General features: G+C 40.2%; 11 protein-coding genes. 3 read left to right on the top strand and 8 right to left on the bottom strand.

Annotated features, from left to right (window positions below):
* Positions 1-229: 229 nt before the first annotated feature.
* The 6 genes from cobJ to ACE1CC_RS17490 all read right to left on the bottom strand — a co-directional run bounded on the left by cobJ (position 230) and on the right by ACE1CC_RS17490 (position 10,237).
* The gene (gene cobJ, locus ACE1CC_RS17515; RefSeq protein WP_413271714.1) at positions 230-2,248 is read right to left on the bottom strand and encodes a precorrin-3B C(17)-methyltransferase; all 2,019 of its coding nucleotides are present in this window, start codon (positions 2,246-2,248) and stop codon (positions 230-232) included.
* 136 nt (positions 2,249-2,384) lie between these two features.
* On the bottom strand, positions 2,385-3,944 hold the full coding sequence (locus ACE1CC_RS17510; RefSeq protein ID WP_413271713.1) for an NAD(P)H-quinone oxidoreductase subunit N: 1,560 nt from the start codon (positions 3,942-3,944) through the stop codon (positions 2,385-2,387).
* A gap of 102 nt (positions 3,945-4,046) precedes the next feature.
* Positions 4,047-5,609: an FHA domain-containing protein gene (locus ACE1CC_RS17505; protein ID WP_413271712.1), complete on the bottom strand. Its 1,563-nt coding sequence runs from the start codon at positions 5,607-5,609 to the stop codon at positions 4,047-4,049.
* 37 nt (positions 5,610-5,646) lie between these two features.
* Complete coding sequence (locus ACE1CC_RS17500) at positions 5,647-8,106, bottom strand: 4Fe-4S binding protein (RefSeq protein WP_413271711.1); 2,460 nt, start codon at positions 8,104-8,106, stop codon at positions 5,647-5,649.
* Positions 8,107-8,202: 96 nt separating this feature from the next.
* The gene (locus tag ACE1CC_RS17495) at positions 8,203-9,894 is read right to left on the bottom strand and encodes a M10 family metallopeptidase C-terminal domain-containing protein (protein ID WP_413271710.1); all 1,692 of its coding nucleotides are present in this window, start codon (positions 9,892-9,894) and stop codon (positions 8,203-8,205) included.
* Between the two features lie 118 nt (positions 9,895-10,012).
* Positions 10,013-10,237, bottom strand: coding sequence for an NfeD family protein (locus ACE1CC_RS17490; protein ID WP_413271709.1), 225 nt, complete (start codon positions 10,235-10,237; stop codon positions 10,013-10,015).
* A 243-nt stretch (positions 10,238-10,480) separates the two neighbouring features.
* On the opposite strand from ACE1CC_RS17490, the gene ACE1CC_RS17485 reads away from it, so the two are divergent.
* On the top strand, positions 10,481-12,085 hold the full coding sequence (locus tag ACE1CC_RS17485) for an NB-ARC domain-containing protein (RefSeq protein WP_413271708.1): 1,605 nt from the start codon (positions 10,481-10,483) through the stop codon (positions 12,083-12,085).
* A 48-nt stretch (positions 12,086-12,133) separates the two neighbouring features.
* Here ACE1CC_RS17485 and ACE1CC_RS17480 read toward each other — a convergent pair whose 3' ends face one another.
* Positions 12,134-14,179: a WD40 domain-containing protein gene (locus tag ACE1CC_RS17480; protein ID WP_413271707.1), complete on the bottom strand. Its 2,046-nt coding sequence runs from the start codon at positions 14,177-14,179 to the stop codon at positions 12,134-12,136.
* An 85-nt stretch (positions 14,180-14,264) separates the two neighbouring features.
* Between ACE1CC_RS17480 and ACE1CC_RS17475 the strand changes: the two genes are divergently transcribed.
* Positions 14,265-14,789 carry a COP23 domain-containing protein gene (locus ACE1CC_RS17475; protein ID WP_413271706.1) on the top strand — a complete coding sequence of 175 codons (525 nt, stop codon included), beginning with the start codon at positions 14,265-14,267 and terminating at the stop codon, positions 14,787-14,789.
* Positions 14,790-14,879: 90 nt separating this feature from the next.
* Here the strand turns inward: ACE1CC_RS17475 and ACE1CC_RS17470 are convergent, their stop codons facing one another.
* A complete protein-coding gene (locus ACE1CC_RS17470; RefSeq protein ID WP_413271705.1) occupies positions 14,880-16,586 on the bottom strand; it encodes a protein kinase domain-containing protein in 1,707 nt (568 codons plus the stop codon).
* Positions 16,587-17,291: 705 nt separating this feature from the next.
* On the opposite strand from ACE1CC_RS17470, the gene topA reads away from it, so the two are divergent.
* Positions 17,292-19,982 carry a type I DNA topoisomerase gene (topA, locus tag ACE1CC_RS17465; RefSeq protein WP_413271704.1) on the top strand — a complete coding sequence of 897 codons (2,691 nt, stop codon included), beginning with the start codon at positions 17,292-17,294 and terminating at the stop codon, positions 19,980-19,982.
* Positions 19,983-19,999 lie beyond the last annotated feature (17 nt).

The raw sequence follows: 19,999 nt of genomic DNA, 5'->3' as shown, positions 1-19,999 counted from the left end.
CTTCGCCCTGCCTCCGCGACAATATAAAAACAATTTAAATTTCTCTCATCCTCAATAGATTAAAAGCATTCGAGGATATCAATTGTCGGTTTTTATCAGAAATAGCATTCGTATATATGAATTGTCGCTAAGGCAGGGCGAAGCATTCGGATATATAAATTATCGATTTTCATCAGAGATAGTCGCCCGAATGCTTCGCCCCTACAGTATTCCAAAAACTCCTTAAATTCTACAAATCGCTGTATTCAATTCCCTCGACTTTGTAACCCCTTGGTGTAATCATCCATTCGCCATGAATCCGTGTATTTGAGTTACCAATTAACACAATTGTCAACATATCAATTGAGCTTTCCAGCAACTTTTCTAAAGTAGTAATCGTAATTTCTTGGGTTTCCCGATAAGCGGAACGGACGATCGCCACTGGTGTAGCCGGATTACGATACTTTAAAAAAATCTGTTGGGCAAAAGCAATTTGTTCAGTGCGAGTCTGGGATTTCGGATTATATAAAGCTGTGACAAAATCCGCCTCTGCTGCGGCAATTAACCGCTTTTCAATTACCTCCCAAGGTGTTAACAAATCGCTCAAACTAACGGCGCAGAAATCGTGCATTAACGGCGCACCTACCAAAGAAGCCGCAGCTTGTAAAGCCGTGATTCCGGGAAACACTTGCACGCCCGGAACTTGCCCATCCCAACCATGCGCTTGCAGTTCTTCTAATACTAAACCCGCCATCCCATAAATGCCGGAATCTCCTGAAGAAATCACCGCCACAGTTAAGCCTTTATCTGCTAATTCGATCGCCTTTTTCGCCCTTTCCACTTCCTGAGTAATGGGCAAAGATTCCACAATTTGACCTGGCTTTAATAAAGGTGAAATCAAGTCAATATATAAAGAATAACCAACTACAGCATCAGCTTGAGAAATTGCCATTTGTGCAGCAATAGTCATTTGTTCTAATTGACCAGGACCCGTACCAATCAGTAAAATTTTCCCAGTGCGATCGCTATATTCTTTCTCTGATAAACCTACAGCAATAGTCACAGCCCCACGTTCTCCTTCTAAACGAAAAATTTGTTTTTTAACTAATAAATTAGTCCCATCTTGTAGGACAGGCATCTTGCCTGTCATTCTCAATCCCCAGTCCCGTAGGACAGGCATCTTGCCTGTCATCCCTAATCCAGCACAAATAGCCGCAGCTTCTGCCACACTAGGAGTTCCCACTTCCGCAGCGACAATAGTTGAAGGATTAGGTACATTAATTTTACCTAAAACTTCCGCCGAAAAAGTTTTTAAAGGCCAATTTTTTTCTCGACAAACTTCGATTAAACCGACTTCATCAGCTTTAAGATCAATTGTAGCAATTCCGGCGATCGCACCCAACGCCAAATGATACTTTTGACAAACCTGAAGAATAGCACTTTCAATTAACTTTTTAGAAGTTCCTCTTTCGCAACCTATTCCTAACCATAAAACTCTCGGATGCCATTGTACTTTTGGTAAATCAGAATCAGGAGAAAACCTTCTTTGGGTGAAACTAATCCAAATTCTGGCTTTTGGGGTTGGATTAGGAATGACAGGCGCATTAGGAATGACAGGCAAGATGCCTGTCCTACAAGATTGGGTAATTTCGTTGTTTTCAAAATAGAAAGGATGACCTTCTGGAAGGTGATTTTGCCAGAGAGTAGAACCGACTTCTTGAATTACTTGAACAGGTTCATTTCTGGCGATACTAGCTGCTACTTTTGTCCAATCACCTTCACCCTTATTCCAACCAAAAGGAACACCTAATAAATCGACAGCAGGTAAACCCAAACCATTAGACGCACCAGTTAAAATTGGGGTAGCATTTAATGAGAGTGCGATCGCCCTTGTCAACCGATCCGCCCCACCTTGATGACCACCACACAAACTAATTACAAATTTACCATTTTGATCGACAACAATTACTGCCGGATCGACAGATTTATCCCTTAACAAAGGTGCAATTAACCTAACAACAGCGCCAGTTGCCAAACCGAAAATAAAACCGCGATATTGCGACCAAATATTAGCGATATGTTCCCTTAAAGAACCAGAATAAACCTGAGTTCCCGAAATCTCCCTCAAAGATTCCGCAACCCAAAGATCCGCACCCATTGACTGACAAACAGGTAACAAAAGTTTAGCAGCATTGGGAGTAGTTGCGATCGCTGCCATCGGCAAAAAATCAGCCAAAATCAAACTACATCTGCGTTCATCTGCGTTCATCTGCATTCATCTGCGTTAAAAAAACCTCCGCCACCCAAGAAAAAACCTCAAAAAACATCTGCGTTCATCTGTGGTTAAAAAAACGCCCGACCTAAAAAGTCAGGCGATTATTAATTCTAACTCTTTCTTGACCAATTCACTGTTGAACAGCCGAAACCCGAGTAACAGCTTCAACAACCTCAGAACTAATCACAGTTGATTGCAACATTTGACTTTTCGCAACCGAACCATTAGCCAAATTAAACAGAGGATTTGACAAAATACCAGCGAAAGAAGTAGCGATTAAAGTCACCACCAAACCAACTTGTAAAGCCCGCATTCCGGGCAAATTCCAAGTAATAGCCGGATAATTCTTCACTGCATCGGACATTTCTTGAGGTTCCTTTACCACCATCATTTTCACCACACGAATGTAGTAGTAAATAGAAATCACACTGGTAATTAAACCTAACAAAACTAACAGGTAAAGACCAGCTTGCCAACCAGCCCAAAACAGGTATAACTTCCCAAAAAATCCAGCCAAAGGCGGAATTCCACCTAAAGAAAGTAGAGACAAACTTAAACCCAAAGTCAACAGAGGATCTTTTTGGTATAACCCGGAATATTCGCTAATTTGGTCAGTTCCCGTCCGCAGAGAAAAGAGAATTACACAGGTAAAACCGCACAAATTCATGAACAGGTAAACCAACATATAAAACACCATGCTGGAGTAACCTGCTTCTGTACCAGCGATTAATCCTAACATGACAAAACCAGCTTGAGCGATCGAAGAATAAGCCAACAATCGCTTCATGCTAGTTTGAGTCAAAGCTACCACATTTCCTAATACCATGCTCAGAATAGCAAGGGAAGTAAAAATGAAATGCCATTGTTCGCTAACTAAAGGGAAAGCTGTCACCATTAAGCGAATAGCTAAAGCAAACCCAGCCGCTTTTGAACCAACGGAAAGGAAAGCAACTACCGGAGTTGGAGAACCTTCATAAACATCAGGAGTCCATTGGTGGAAAGGTACAGCCGAAATTTTAAACGCAATCCCAGCAATAGCGAATACTAAAGCAATTACCAAAGCCAAAGATTGACCAGTACCAGCAGCCAATCCAGCAGCGATCGCACTTAACTTAGTTTCTCCACCGGACAAACCATACAACAAAGATACACCGTAGAGGAAAATCGCCGAACTAGAAGCGCCAATCAACAGATATTTTAAAGCCGCTTCATTAGAACGAGGGTCGCGCTTAGTGTAACCTGTCAGCAGATAAGAAGAGATACTCAGAGTTTCCAAGCTGATGAAAATCATCACCAACTCATTTGCGCCAGAGAGAAACATTCCGCCAATAGTCGCAGTAAGCAAAATCGCTACGAACTCGCCCAAAGAAGTGCCTGATTGCTCAATGTAGGTAATCGACATCAAAATTGTCACTGCTGCTGACAAAGCGATGATGCCGCGAAACACTACACTTAAGGCATCACCATTAAAGCCACCCAAAAATGCGATCGGCTTAGTGATATCCCATTGATAGCAGAGGGCGACAACGGAAGCGAGTAAACCTGCGACTGCTAGATAAGGAGTCCAGCGAGTCGAAGTCCGCCCCACAATTAAGTCAACCATTAACACTACAATCAGTGTGGCAATGACAATTGCCTCTGGTAAAATTGTTCCAGCATTTAGCTGTGCTGCAAGTTCAGCAAAACTCATAGATCCTATAAAATTTGGAGATTAGCCATACAGACCAGGACACTTAATATTATTGCGTCCTCCGTCACATATTCAATAGTTTTTTTCTAGGAATCCATTAGCCTAAGCATCAATCACAACCTTTTCCACAGGTTCAGCAATGCAGGTTAAAATCAAACCGACAGAGCGATCGCTATCTTGAAGAGCGCGAGGTTCTTCTTTGTACTCCACATTTCCTGAAAGTAACTTTTGCTTGCAAGCTCCACAAAATCCCTTGCCACAACCTCTCCGAATTGTTACATTTTCTTGTTCAGCTAATTCCAAAATAGATTTTTCCCCATCCCAAATTACCTCTTTTCCAGACTTAGCAAAAACTACGGTTGCTTGAGAGGATGAAGTAGTAGGAGATAGCGTAGCCCGATTTCCATTTGTGTGTTCCAGTTTAGATAAATCAGGTTGTAACTGACTCAGCATTGAACTCAAAGTTAACTGCAATGGGCGAGAAGTTGGCGCTGAAACAGTAATTTTTTCAGGTTGGCTTTTTTCCTGAGTTGATAATCCAAAGCTTTCATTAAAGAAATTTTGCATGGGGAATTCTAGCTTTTCTAGTATAGTTTTAATTCCCTGCATAAAAGGTTCCGGCCCACAGACATAAATTGTGCGATCGCCAAAATCAGGAACACTGCTAATTAACATTGATTCATTCACTCGCCCCTTGTAACCTAACCAAACTTGACTAGACTCTAATTTAGTAGTCGTAATTGCTAAGTGAAAATTTGAGTGTCGCGCCGCCAACAACTCTAATTCCCGCCGAAAAATTATATCATCAGGAGTGCGAGTGCTATGGAGAAAAACCACATCTATATCAGATCCAGTATCGCAAATCCATCTTGCCATTGACATCATTGGTGTAATGCCACTACCCGCAGAAATTAACAATAACTTCTGTGTCGGATGAGCAAAAAAAGTAAAATCTCCCATCAAACTACTTAACTGAACTTCACTTCCGACTTTAATGTTATTATGCAACCAATTAGAAACTAAACCGTCAGGAATTCGCTTCACAGTAATTTCTAAACTATGAGGGCGTGAAGGTGAAGAAGAAATGGAATAACAGCGACTAACTTCTTTGCCATTAATTTGTAAATCCAATGAGATAAACTGTCCGGGTTTATAAGTAAACAAAACAGGGGGAATAGCAACAAATCGAAAAGTTTTTACATCCGATGTTTCATCAATAACTTGGACACATTTAACCTTGAGTTTACCTTGATTCCAATGATTAATAGAGCTTGGCTCAATCATCGCTAATGGCATATAATCATTTGGTGAAGTAGAGAAATTTTCCGTTGTAACAACTGAGCTATCTTCTCCCAAAGATTGAATCATTAAGGCATAGTGACCAATTTGAATGGTATCCCGATCGCGCAAAATATAACTTTGTTTCGGCTCAGCAATTTTGTTATTAATGCGAGAGCCATTACGACTGGTATCGCTGTAGTAATATTGCCCATTTTCAAAGTAAATTTTACCATGTAAGCTACTTACTAAGGGGTCATCTAACACCACACAACAACGGCGATCTCGTCCGACAATACATTCACGATTGAGCATCTTTTCTGGAGTGAGATTGATTTCCTTAATTTCCTGGGGTTGGTTGAGGTTGATCGCTATAATTTTCGGCATTTTTTCCTCACTAGTAAAACTAAATATCTTGACGATTCTAAGTACGCACTTTTCCCGATCGAGCCAAAGCAATAAGAGCATCTGAATTAACAGATTTAAAAGTACCGCTCTCAAATAGCCTTAAAATTTGGTTTAGTGTTCCCAAAACCTTTCCATATTGCAGAATATCTTCAGCCGTATCTCGCACTAATTCATCCAAGTTTTCTTGAGAAAGAATTAACCTTGCTTGCTCAATACCTTTTTGAGCATTCAATTTATAAATGCCATACAAACTGGCTGCTTGAGTTAGAGGATTTAGATCTTTTAGTAACTCAAGAAGAACTTCGATCGCCATTTCAACACATACTGTTTGAGTACCAACAAAAGTTTCATCTTCAGCCAATCTTTGTACATTGGTTTTGCTAACTTGATTTCGGCTCAATGTCAAAACATCCATGATCTTAGGACTCAAACGTTGCTCCCATAAACTCTGTTCATTACTTAAAATCTCAAACAACACATTTTTTGCCATAATTCCCGTGCGTCTAGCTAACTGTAAAGCATCAGGTTGTTCCCCAACTATTTCCAGAATACTGAGCAATTGCACGGTAACAAATTGTTGTTTTTCTCCGAGCAAATAGCGTAATAAAACAAAGACATTAGCTTCAGGGTTAGGAACTGATTTTTTTAGATTTTGTTGTTGATGACCTAATACTTGAAGTTCTGTTAATAAAGCTTCTGATTTACGCCAAAGGTCACTATTTTGGGCAAACATTTTGGCTAAAATTTGTGCATCTTCTTCAGGATTAATCTGATACTCTTGTTTGAAAGCCAGAATCTGTTTACTCTTAATTTCCAGTGCTTTTTGTAGAGATATACCACTTTCTACCAATTCCAAAAGTAGCAAATCCAGTTTCTTCTGATAAGTTTCAATCCTGAAAATTTGTTCCCGATTTCGCTGTAAATTCAGATCGAGTAATTCAGGAGTTTCTACCCCCAATTCCGTCAAAATTTTATAGTGTTTCTTTTCGTTGATACCGAGTTCTTCCCGCATTTGCTGAAGCAGTTCCAAATTAGTAGAGGCATGAATATTTCCAGATGTTAATGCCTTTTGCAAAACAGCTTTGTAAGATAGTTGAGTTGCATTAGGTAAAGTTTTAGCTAAAATATATAATTCATCTGGATTTAATTCTTCTAAAGAGCGATCGTTCAAAAAACGAGAAAAATTTACTCCCAATTCTTGCAATTGGCGGCGTAAATTTTCCACTTGACTTTCCCGTTTATATTGTTCCTCGCTCCGATTCCAAGTACGATAAAGCCATAAAGAACTTAGCAAAATTACCAAAGCATTAAATATTAATTGTAAAACTGTGGGTAATCGAAGAATCTCTGGACGCGCACCATAAATAAAAAAGCTATTAAAAGCCAAAAAAGTACAAAGCGAAAAAACTTTGTGCAAAACTTGCTGATGAGTAAATTTTAAATTACGTCGTCTCAAATTAGCTTTGTAAGCTTTTTCTAGCTTAGTGCAAATCAGACAACTGAACCATACACTAAAACCTGTAGTTAGGGGAGCAGCGACAATTTTAGGAATGTAAATATAATGATTGTAAATGTAAAAACCTGGCTGAAAAACTGAAGACAACTGATTAGTTTCGTGGCTCCAATCTCCTGAATAGTAATAATCAAAGTTACCTGCATACAAGTAGTAATAAACAAAGTAACCAATCACTAATCCTAAATAACCGTATTGAATTAATTTTCTACCGGGTTTGGTCAGTTCTTGCCAATAAGCACTTTCTGAATCAATATCCAAACAAGCTGACTTACAAGCGATACAGGCACTTTTTTCGCCGTTATTTTTATCTAGAGTTCGACACATTGATTGAGTAATATTTGATGGTGTTTTATGCGCTTCACTCCCCAATAATCCCCTTGGCCCAGTTAAAACTGTTTGCACAACGCCAAATGGACAAACATAATGACACCAACTGCGACCGCCATAAAGAAAAACTACTGTAATCGCGGAAAGAATTGTTACTAACAAAAAGGTTCCTAAAACTGCCCGTGCTGAATTAATAAAGAGAATTCGGAAGTTCAAACCGATAAATAACAGGGCAAATTGAAGATATAAATGGTTACGGATTAGCCAGGGATTTTTTTCTATTTTGAGTCTGGGTTGCCAGCCTAACGCTCTGGTAATTTGAGAGAAAAAGTATAGTGGGCAAATGCGCCGCCAAGTTTCATGTCCCAATACAAAAACTAACATGATGGCGCTGGGAACTACCATTCCCCAAAAGATTCTGGTTCCGATGGGATAAACTTGTTGGATATCAAGGCAATTTCCTTGAACGAGTACACATTGAATTGATTCTCGAAAAGGACTAAGTGTATTATTTGGGTCTGTTAAATGGTGAGTAATTGGGTCATAAAATAATGAGGCAATTAAAATTAACCAAGTGATTGCTAGTAGCGATCGCACTTGGTGCATGGTTTTTTCAGAAACTTTGCTAAGCATGGGATTCACTCCTGGTAATTCAATATTTTTTGTAGGTAGAGTAGGTAGAGACGTTGTATACAACGTCTCTACTTTTTTAGCGATCGAAATAACTTTTTATGCAATCAGGGCGTTTTGGGTAATCGGTGACTCACTCCCCAAAAAGTTCTGCAAAACATATTCCCCTAAAGCTCGACCAGCCGCTAGTCCGTCTTCGTTTCCAGATTGGAAATGAATGCCACCATAGATGCGACTGATTCCAGCTTCATTTGCAGCATCAGTAAAGTTATCAAAGTTACGAATAATGCCAACAGAAGGATCGCCAGTATCAGTAAAACTGACGTTATTGCCAAAAAATGAACTGAGAATTGTATCTGCCGCACCGCTAAATGTGCTGTGTCCTGATACATATTCCGAAAACGGCGGCGTGTTTAGCAGTGGGTCCCAATTGGGATCGGCTGTAGTTAAGGGATTGCCGTCATTATGTGCTTGCTCAATAGCGGTGATTGGTCGCCAGAAGTCGTAAAAATATTTGGCATCCCAAGCAACGATCGCCGCATCAGCTAAGGCAATATTTAGAGAGGCAAACAACCGCGCATTTTCCGCCAAGGTATTACCCTCATTTAAAGCCACTTGTCCCGCAATCTGATTCCAGTGACCGGGAGGGGTAAAAGTACCCGGCCCATCTGCCCAAAAGTGGGCGATTTCTGTTTGCTCTGGAGTCCGAATCAAGCTGTCATGTCTGCCCATGTGCTTAACTAAATCGAATTCCAAAGCATATTCCGCACTATTTAATGCTGGAGGGCCTTGGGGACGGAACTGATCTCCACTAGTCATCGCAAAAGGAGTCACGTTAGGGAATTGGGGCAATAATGCTGGAGCAAAGTTAGGAGCCGTTGGTTGCCATTGACCAGGGTTAGTTCCCGGCGTGTAGTCAACTTGTGTATTTACTCCATCTGTACTGCGCCAAGCCAAGATTTGAAAAGCAACTGATTCTCCCAAGGCGATTCCATCGGTTTCCGATTTGCCATCTAAAATTTCTGCCAAAGATGCGTTGAATTGAGTTTTGAATGTAGTTGCTTGTTCTGGGTACAGATTCAGTAAGACACGGTAGGCAGCAGTGGCAGCAGCAGCTTCGGCGGATGCGCCTTCTGGGGCATCAGCGTCTACGCGGTAGATACTGTGAGTTTCGGCGATCGCGTTTACTGCGTCATAAACAGCAGTGTGAACCATTGCTAAGTTGCGTGCGGCAATGGGTGGCGGTGTTCCATCGGCGCGAATGGCATCTAAGACGATGCGATTCCAATCCAGAACCACATCACCAGGTTGGAAAGTTAAAATTTGCGCTGGCCCGATGCTGCTGCTATTCACACCCTGCAATATTGCTAAAGCAGAGCCAGAAACTTTGTCCTGAATGATTGTGTTGCCTTCTTTATCATCGAAGATGTTTAAATCTGCAAATTTCAGACCTTGCAATCCAATGGAGTCTTTGCCATTGCCAAAGTCTGTAATTATGTCGGTTTCGGAAACAAATGCTGGCTGAACGATTACGAAGATGTCATTCCCTTCGCCGCCAGTCATGGTATCAGATCCGCGATCGCCATAAAGTACATCGTTTCCGCGATCGCCAAATAGTCGATCGTTGCCGTCACCCCCTTTTAATATGTCGTTGCCTGAATTTCCAAAAATGCTGTCATTGCCTAAACCTCCATCTAATAGGTCATGCTTTTGCGTCCCAATCAGTATGTCGTTTAAGCGCGATCTGAACCTAGCATTGACAAACGATCCATTCTGAATTCTGTCGTTCATGTGCTATTTTTTGTTTTGGTTTTGTTTGGCGGTGTCTGATTGTTAGGCATCGCTTTTTTTTGGCAGATGTCTGTTCTGTGAATTGAAACTCTTCTTTGTGTGAAATTGCTTCTGGTATTCACTCGGAAACAATCAGTAGGGTAATTCCCTCAATGCCCACGGCAAAAACTTGCTGGGATGGCTCCAGGGTGATACTGTAATCAAGCTGGTAAAGTCTTGCAGGCCAATAACTGCCTCGACACCAAACTCGTCCCGGTTGATGGGAAGTGATTTTCTCGACTACAGTTGCCTGTATTTTGTCTGGAAACAACTCAACTTGAGAGTCAATAAAAAAATTACTCATATTCAGTTTTCCAGGTGCATGAAGTCTTCCCAGCCTTGGCTTTTGCCTGTTTCTGGGCTAAATACACATTAACCGCACAATGTGTATCTGTCAAGTGGGATCAGAAATTTTTTTTCAGACAAATCGGGAAACAGGATCGTCGGACTTATAGTTTCGGACAGCGATGTAGGAAGAAAAGGAAAAATGTGTATAATGGTGGTACTGCTGTGAAAAAGAATTTTACACTTAAAGTAGCCACATTGCATGGATATAAATGAATTCACGATCAGACTTCAAGAGTTGACCCCAAAACCGAAACAGGTGTTAGAGTTGTTGCTGAAGGGGAAAACGGACGATCGCATAGCGCAAGAAATAGGCGCTTCACCAGGTACAGTTCGCAAGCATATTCAAAATTTGTGCGATCGCTTTGAAATTGACAGCGAAGTAGCAGGGTTAAAAAAGAACAGACGAGAGGATTTGATTGCACTATTTGCCAGGTATAAACCAGAGTTAGTGAGCGATCGCTTTTCCGAATTAATACTGACAACTAAAATTGCTGCACCAGCAACTTCGAGTAACGACATTTCCGATCGGCATCCAGACTGGGGAGATGCACCTGAAGTTTTAGATTTATATGGCAGAGAACAAGAACTCGAAACCTTAGAAAAATGGATTGTGCAAGATAAATCTCGAATTGTCGCATTGCTAGGAATGGGGGGAATTGGTAAAACTTCCTTAGCTGTAAAATTAGCTCAACAAATTCATAAACAATTTCAATTTTTGGTAATTTGGCGAACTTTAAGAAATGCACCACCCCTAAATAATATTTTGACTGATTTTATTAAAGCTTTATCTGGTAATCAAAAACCTCATTTACCAGAAGATATTAACCAGCAAATCTCTTTATTGATTGAGTATTTACAAAATCATCGATGCTTATTAGTTATAGATAATTGGGAAGGAATTCTCAGTAGTAATGAATTTGTCGGACATTATGAACCAAACTATAAAGATTATGGTAAATTACTGAGGCGATTAGGAGAAGAATCGCACCAAAGTTGCTTGCTGTTAATCAGTCGAGAAAACCCTAGAGAAATACCTTATTTAGAAGCCAAATCTTTACCAATACGCACCTTACAATTAGAAGGTTTGGGAGAATCTGCTCGACAAATTTTGCAAGATCAAGAATTATCTGGACAAGATCAATGGAGAATCTTGATTAATCTTTATCGAGGCAATCCCTTAGCTTTAAAGATTATTGCTAAAACAATAGAGGAGTTATTTAATGGTAATGTTGCTGAGTTTTTAGACCAAAGTTTAACATTAGTTGTCAGAGATATTGCTTTTTTGATCGAAGATCAAGTAAATCGCTTATCACAAAGAGAAAAAGAAATTTTGTACTGGTTAGCGATCGAAGAAAATCCAATTTCCCTAAAACAATTACGCGATTGTTTCTTATTACCTGTTTCTCCTTTAGAATTACTCGATGCTTTGGAATCTCTCAATTGGCGATCGCTCCTAGAAAAGCAACAAGCCAAATATACCTTACAACCAGCAGTTAAGCAATATGTTACTAATGAGATTACCAAAGTAGTTTGTCGAGAAATTAGTCATCCTGATGAAAAACTGAATTTACTGAGAACTCACGCTTTAAAAAAGTTACCAGAACTCAGCGAAGTCAAGGAAAATACTAATAATTCCCTGATTGCAGAGGTTAAAAATAAGCTATACACTGCCGGAAATTTTAGAGATCAAACCAGTATAATAGCCAATCTAAAAAAAATTCAATCAATGTTGGCAGGTAAACCACAACCAGAGATTGGATATGCAGATACCAATGTAGAAAACCTCTTAAAAGAATTCGCTTAAATTAATAACTTTTTTCCTAATTAACTTGAAGAAAAAAGCCAATTAATCTTACTTCTTCTGCCAAATTCTAATTGTTCCGTCCTGACTACCACTAGCAAGTTTACCATCAGAACTGAACACAAGAGAACTAACAGAATGATTATGTCCAGCGAGTTCTTGTGATTGATTATTGGACAAATTCCAAATTTTGATGTTTGAATTATTGCCGCTAGCAAGTATATTTCCATCTGGACTAATAGCAACATAAAAATTAAGAATCAATCCGTCAACAGATAATGGTGGGCGTTGCAACTGTCTGGTGTTGAAATTCCACATTCTGATTGTTCTGTCGCGGCTACTAGTAATAAGAGTTTGTCCATCCCGACTAAAAATAATAGATAAAATCAAATCTTGATGTCCAGTAAGTACTAATGGTTGACTATTTCTTTGCGACAAATTCCAAATCCTAATACTGTTGTCTATCCCTCCACTAACTATTATTTTTCCATCAGGACTATATGCTAGGGCGCTAACTCGTCCTTTATGCCCAGAGAGATCGCGCAGCCATTTTCCTGTATTTACTTGCCAAAGTTTTATTTGACCTTCTGCGGTTCCAGTGGCAATATTTTGTCCATTTGGGCTAAAGGCGATCGATTGTACTTTAAGACTAGCGTTAGCTAAATTTTTAAAATGACTTAAACTACCTTGCTGTAAATTCCAAATCTTGACACCATCCGAAGCACTACTAGCAAGTTTTGTTCCGTCTGGACTGAAAACAATAGCATTGACTTCTTTTGAATGAGCATTAATTGCGCTAGATTTTCCAGCTGTTAAATCCCACAATTGAATTTTCCCATCTTCAGTACCACTAGCAAGAAACCGCCCATCAGGACTAAACGCAACAGTAAAAACTTTCGCTTGTGCTGGCAGAGTTGTAAATACCCAATCTGATGGTAAGCGAGTAGCAACTGGTTGTGTTCCTGTTGTTGGTGGAGTAGTAGGTTTTGGTTGTGGAACGTTGGAAATTTGAGGTTTTGGCAGAGCTTCTATTCGACGTTGGACATCAGCAACAAAATTAGCATCGTTAGAATTAAACTGAATAGCTTGTTGATAGTTCTTTTCCGCTTCTCGATAATTTTTCTGTTCTACAAAGATCGCACCTTGAAGTCGGTAAGCTTCTGCTAATTGAGGATTATTAGCTGTTTTGGGATAATTATCGATCGCTCTAGAAACATTCCTACTAGCTTCAGCATAATTTACCATCCCAAAATAAGCACGACTTAAACCCATATAAGCATCAGCAAATTTAGGATTAAAGCGCAATGCTAAAGAAAAATCTTCGCGTGCTCTTGTATAATTTTTCTGCTCTAAGTTTTTCATTCCTAGTTCAAAAAAAGCTTTTGCCGCCCTTTCATTAAACACTTTGATAGAAATACCATAATTGATCTGAACTGATTCTGGTGCTGAATTGTTTGGGTTAATTTCCTTACCACCTCTTCCATGAACTCCAATTAGTTCTCCCCTCTGATTTAAAATAGGGCTACCACTCATTCCCCTAGCTGTAGGGTTGTTGTATGCAAGGTCATAGTTATTATCTAAAGATTGACCGGGAGGTAAAATAATATTCCCAGGAATTACAGGAGGATCTTTTGGAATTGGACTCCCTACAGTATATTTTGGATAACCGACAATCCAGACTCTGGCTCCATCAGTCGCTTTTAAATCTTCTACTTTTATTGGGGTAGCAAAGCTATAATCCGCCGAACTCTCAAACTGCAAGATAGCTAAATCAACATCAGGTAGTAGAGTAACTGAGCTAGGGGAAATTTGATGTGGCTTTTGATCGGGATATGTGATTAAACTGTATTCACCCGACTGTGAGAGAACGTGCTTTGCAGTGAGGACGTAATAAATATTGGTCTTTTTGTGAATATCAACTTGCTTATATAAAATTACTCCAGAGCCAGCAGGTGTCTTATTTAAATCAATTCTTACAGTTAACTTTCTCGCCTTGTCATTAAACTGCTGCTCAGAAGCTAATGTAACTACTATTACAGGCTGAACGAACACTGATACACCAATTAAAACGGCTGGAATAGTATAAGAAAATCTCATCTTTTGAATCTCTAATAAGGTTTTCGGGTATGTAAAATTTTGCGTTCTATGGTATATCTTAATTTATTAGCGCACTGAATCTACTATGAAGCTCCAACCACTATTCATCGGTTTCACTGCAACTGCAATTGCTCTGAGTCCTATCACTATCTTCAATCAGCTGGGCTATGCTAATAATGCCAATAGCATAACTTTTCGTTGTATTAATACGTCCAATCAACCAAGGACAATCCTGCAAGCTTTTTCAGGCAATGCTAATCCACAAACAAAAGTAATCTTTCATTGGTACAGAGCATTTCCTAACCCTCAGAGAGCGCAACAACTTTGTCAGAGTGTATCTGACAAATTACAAACTCGCTCCAAAGGCGTTATTCATCTTTCTTTTGGGCAAGGACAAGATGGTAAGTATGGAATGTGTCTGGCAAAAATCCCTGATGGGTCTTGCAGTTCCACAAATGAAATGTTATTCACTCTTGCTCCAACAGAAGATCATGCTTTTGTTAAGTCCAAACTACCTGATGTGGCTTTATCAGGTACATATCAAGGGTACATCCGAAACCCCGGAAAAGAAAGAGTCACTGTATTTGGAATGACTGTCCCATTTCTGTAGTAGCCATAATCACAGCATAAATTAATTAAGCTGTAGAAGTTTGGCTTTTCGATGATAAGACAATTAAATATTTATTAATAACTTTAAGAATTACAGTTGAATTCCTAATTTTTTCTTCAACTGTTGTATTTCATTGATTGATGGCTGGTAGTTTGGCTCAATTTTAATCGCTTGTTCATGAGCAGCTAGAGCGTCCTGCAACTTATTTAATTTGTTTAAAACAGCACCTTTGCCATACCAAGCTTCGTATGCGTTTGGCTCAATTTCGATTGCCTTTTTGAAGGCATTCAAAGCTTCTTCTTCGCGCCCATCAAATTGTCTTAATGTATTGCCAAGGCCAATCCACGCATAATGGTATCGATCGTTAATTTTTAGCGATTGTTTAAAGTTATTAATTGCCTCGTCGTATTTACGCAACTTATGATAAGCTTTACCTCTATTATTCCAAGCCGAAAAAAATTGTTTATCGATGCGAATTGCCTCATCAAAAGCCTCGATCGCTTCTTGTTCTCGCCCCTCCAATTGCAACAGTGCTTCACCTTTATTATGCCAAGCTTCTTTAAAATTTTGCTCTAATTTTATTGCCTTATCAAAAGCGACAATTGCTTCTTGATTTTTCCCTTGTCGTTGTAATGCAAGACCTAAACAGTTCCATGAATCACTATATTTTTCATTTATTTCTGTTGCTCTTTTACAAGAATTTTCAGCCTCTATAAATTTATTTAATTTAATATATGTATCACCGCGACTAGTCCAAGCCCTATAGTAGTCTGGTTTAAGCTTGATTGCTAAATCATACAATTCAATCGCTTTGTCAAAATTTTTTGAGTTATCTAGGTCTTGAGCTTGATTATAAATAATTTTTGGCAGATTAATTAATACATTAATCAGTATGATACCTGTTAATAATATCACAAATAGTTGCCAGCGCTTCTTTAAAAATGATAGTGGCTGAATACCTGGGTTTCCTAAAGCATTTAAAATTTCCGATGCAGATTGATAGCGATCTCTAAAATCAAAGCGCACCATTTTATCCAAAACTTCTGCTAGCTTCGGGCTAACCTCTGTTCCCTCTCGCCAAACAAGTTCTCCTGTTTGCGAATCCTTGGGAAAAGTATTTGGAGACTTCCCAGTTAAAGCTTGAATTGCTGTTATACCCAAAGCATAAAAATCGCTCCTAATATCTGGATGTCCAGCTGTTTGTTCAGGTGCTATATAACCAAGAGTGCCAACAACTTCTGTATAAATTGTTTGACCATAAGAATCCGCTGACAAGCTGGTGATTTCTTTCACCGTGCCGAAATCAATCAAAACAAACTTACCATCACTTCTGCGTCGAATTAAATTGGAGGGTTTAATATCCCGGTGAATCACATTTTGTTGATGTATGATTATTAATATTTCTAAAATATTTTTTAGTAACCAAATTACTTCGACTTCATTCAATTGCTTGGAGTTTTCTAGCTCTTTTTTAAAATCATTACCATCAATAAATTCTTGAACTATAAAAAACTCTTGATCTTCTTTAAAATAAGCTAATAGTTCGGGAATTTGATCGTGGTGTTGTCCTAATTTTTCTAGTATTTTTGCTTCGGTTTCAAAACGCTTTTGAGCATCCTGCAAAACTGATTCAATAGTAATTACGGGCTTAAGTTGTTTAATCACACATTGAGGGTTGCTAGGCTTTTTGGTATCTGTTGCTAAATAAGTCCAACCAAAAGCTCCATTTCCTATCTTCTCAATAATTTGGTAGCGTTCTCCTACCACATCTTTTGGATTTAATTCGTTAAAGTTCATGTCATTTTAGTACAAGTGTGCTAAAGGTTCAGGGTTTATAACTTAATTGCATTCTCGGTTTTGCGATCGCCAGATCAGCCATTGTGTAGCTTGCTAGCATCACAAAAACCTTACCAGTAGTTTTGCGCCTAGAACTTTGCATCCTGGCTCATCTACTTACGAAATAAATATTACATAGCTACCAGATGGTAACTCGTACTCTTTTAGTATATATTCTCTACTCAATACAGTCATTAAGGATACTTCAATTGAGAAGTGCTTCCCAAGTTAGGCAACCCAAATAAATATCGGAAAACCAAAATCAAGATTTGAGATATCATACAGATAAAAGTTTCTGACTCAAGCTCGACCGATCGCAGAATCGCAACTCAGCCTCAGCAAATTAGGAGAGAGGGCAAACAACGAAAGTTAACAAACCTGCCTCCCCGAAAATAAATTCCTCAAACCCTTACCATACAAGGGTTAAACCGCAAATTAAATCAAATTGTAGTGATTCATATCCTATATAAGTGTAATTAGGAGAGTCAGATAAAAAAGTATGGTCAAAAGTAGTTGGTTGAGATAGACGAGGGAAAAGGAGATGGGGGGAGAGTTTACCCAATACCCAATACCCTTTCTTCCCTTCGAGCCTTCTGCCTACTGCTTTCTAGCCTGAAAAACTCGCTTATTGAACTCTCTAGCCTAGCTGCTGTTGTATAAGTTCTCATGTCAACCCTTGTTATAGTCGAATCACCCACCAAAGCACGCACCATTCGCAACTTCCTCCCCTCCAACTACCGGGTAGAAGCATCGATGGGTCATGTCCGCGACTTGCCCTCATCAGCTGACGAAATACCCGAAACAGTCAAAGGGGAAAAATGGGCACAGTTGGGGGTGAACGTAGAAGCAGACTTTGAACCCCTGTATGTGATCCCCAAAGAAAAGAAGAAAGTAGTCAAACAACTACAAGATGCCCTGAAAGAAGCTACCGAACTCGTATTGGCAACTGACGAAGACCGCGAAGGGGAAAGCATCAGCTGGCATTTAAAGCAAATTCTCAAACCCAAAGTTCCGATTAAGCGGATGGTATTTCACGAAATCACCCAAGACGCTATCCGCAAAGCCTTAAAAAACTGTCGCGACATTGACGAACAGTTAGTCCACGCCCAAGAAACTCGGCGCATCCTAGACAGACTCGTAGGTTACACCCTCTCGCCCTTACTTTGGAAGAAAATCGCTTGGGGACTCTCAGCCGGAAGAGTTCAGTCCGTTTCTGTTCGTCTGTTAGTTCACAGAGAACGTCAACGTCGCGCCTTCCATCAAGCAACTTATTGGGATTTAAAAGCTCTCTTAGAACAGCAAAAATCGCCTTTTGATGCGAAATTAGTCAGTTTAGCTGGCACAAAAGTGGCGACTGGTAGTGATTTTGACGAAACTACCGGGCAAATCGTCGTTGGACGCAATGTAGTTGTCCTTAACGAAGCCGAAGCTTTGGCTTTACGAGAAAGACTGTTAGATAAAACTTGGACAGTTAGCAATATTGAAGAACGTCCAGTCACGCGCAAACCAGCACCGCCTTTTACTACTTCCACATTACAACAGGAATCGAACCGGAAATTGCACCTTTCCGCCCGTGACACGATGCGGATTGCTCAAAGTTTGTACGAGCAGGGCTATATTACCTATATGCGGACAGATTCGGTGCATTTGTCGGAACAAGCGATCGCAGCTGCCCGCAACTGCGTCGAACAAATGTACGGAACTCAATACCTGTGTCCCCAACCCCGCAAGTACACCACCAAAAGCAAAGGCGCACAAGAAGCCCACGAAGCCATTCGTCCCGCAGGTAGCAGTTTCCGCACTCCCCAAGAAACCGGACTCAGTGGTTTAGAATTCAAACTTTACGACTTAATTTGGAAGCGTACCGTCGCCACCCAAATGGCAGACTCCCGCCAAACTTTAATTACCATAGACTTGCAAGTAGAAGATGCAGGTTTCCGTTCTACTGGTAAACGCATCGACTTTCCAGGGTACTTACGCGCTTACGTGGAAGGTTCCGACGACCCAGAAGCGGCGATTGAAGACCAAGAAGTAATTCTGCCACCATTAAAAGTTGGGGATCATCCTAATTGTAAGGAACTGGAAGCCATTAGTCACGAAACCCAACCACCCGCCCGTTACACCGAAGCGTCTTTGGTGAAAACCTTAGAAAGTGAAGGTATTGGTCGTCCGAGTACTTACGCCAGTATTATTAGTACAATTATCGATCGCGGCTACGCCCAAATGAACGGCAACGCCCTCGTTCCCACCTTCACCGCCTTCGCCGTCACCAGTCTGTTAGAAAAACACTTCCCCGACTTGGTAGACACCAGCTTTACCTCCCAAATGGAACAAACCCTAGACGACATCGCCACAGGCGAAGCCCAATGGCTACCTTATCTGCGGCAATTCTATCAAGGAGAAAAAGGCTTAGAAACCCAAGTTAAAGAACGGGAAAGTCAAATAGACCCAGGAGAAGCCCGGACTGTAGAACTAGAAAACCTCGCCGCTAAAGTGAGAATAGGTAAATTTGGCCCCTACATCGAAGCCGAAAATGGCGATGGTGTAGTAACCGCTTCTATTCCTAAAGACCTCACACCCGCTGACTTAGACCCAGAACAAGTAGAAACCATCCTCCGGCAAAAAACCGAAGGGCCTGATAAACTCGGCATTGACCCCGAAACCGGAGAACCAATTTTTATTCTCATCGGTACTTATGGTCCTTATGTTCAACTAGGTGAAGTTTCTGAGGAAAACAAAAAGCCCAAACGTGCTTCTTTGCCAAAAGGTGTCAATGTTGAAGATGTCACCCTGGAAATGGCTTTAGGTCTACTTGCTTTACCTCGACATCTCGGCGTTCACCCAGAAACAGGCGGCAAAATTCAAGCAGGTTTAGGACGTTTTGGCCCTTATATTGTCTACGACCAAGGCAAGGAAGGCAAAGAATTTCGCTCTCTGAAAGCCAGCGATAATGTATTGACAGTTGACCTCAATCGTGCATTAGAAATCTTGGCTGAACCCAAGAAAACCAGAGGCGGTACTCGTTCCAAATCTAAAACACCTTTGCGAGAATTGGGTAATCATCCCAACGATGATGAACCAGTGAATATCTACGAAGGCCCTTATGGTTCCTATATCAAGCATGGGAAAACCAATGCGGCGATTCCAGAAGGGGAAACTGTAGAAACTATCACTTTGGAAAAAGCACTGGAAGCTTTAGCTGCTAAAAAATCGACCAAATCTACTAGTAAGTCGAAAAAATCAACTACATCTTCTACTACTAGTAAAGGCACGAGTTCGGCAACTAAAACTACTCAAAAAACTACCACCGCCAAGAAGACAACTAAAACCACTACTACCAAGAAAAAAACTTCTTAGGGTGAACTACCCCAACT

The sequence above is a fragment of the Floridaenema aerugineum BLCC-F46 genome (assembly GCF_041929345.1).
Taxonomy (GTDB): Bacteria; Cyanobacteriota; Cyanobacteriia; order Cyanobacteriales; family Aerosakkonemataceae; genus Floridanema; species Floridanema aerugineum.
This window is presented reverse-complemented; position numbering and strand designations above follow the sequence as displayed.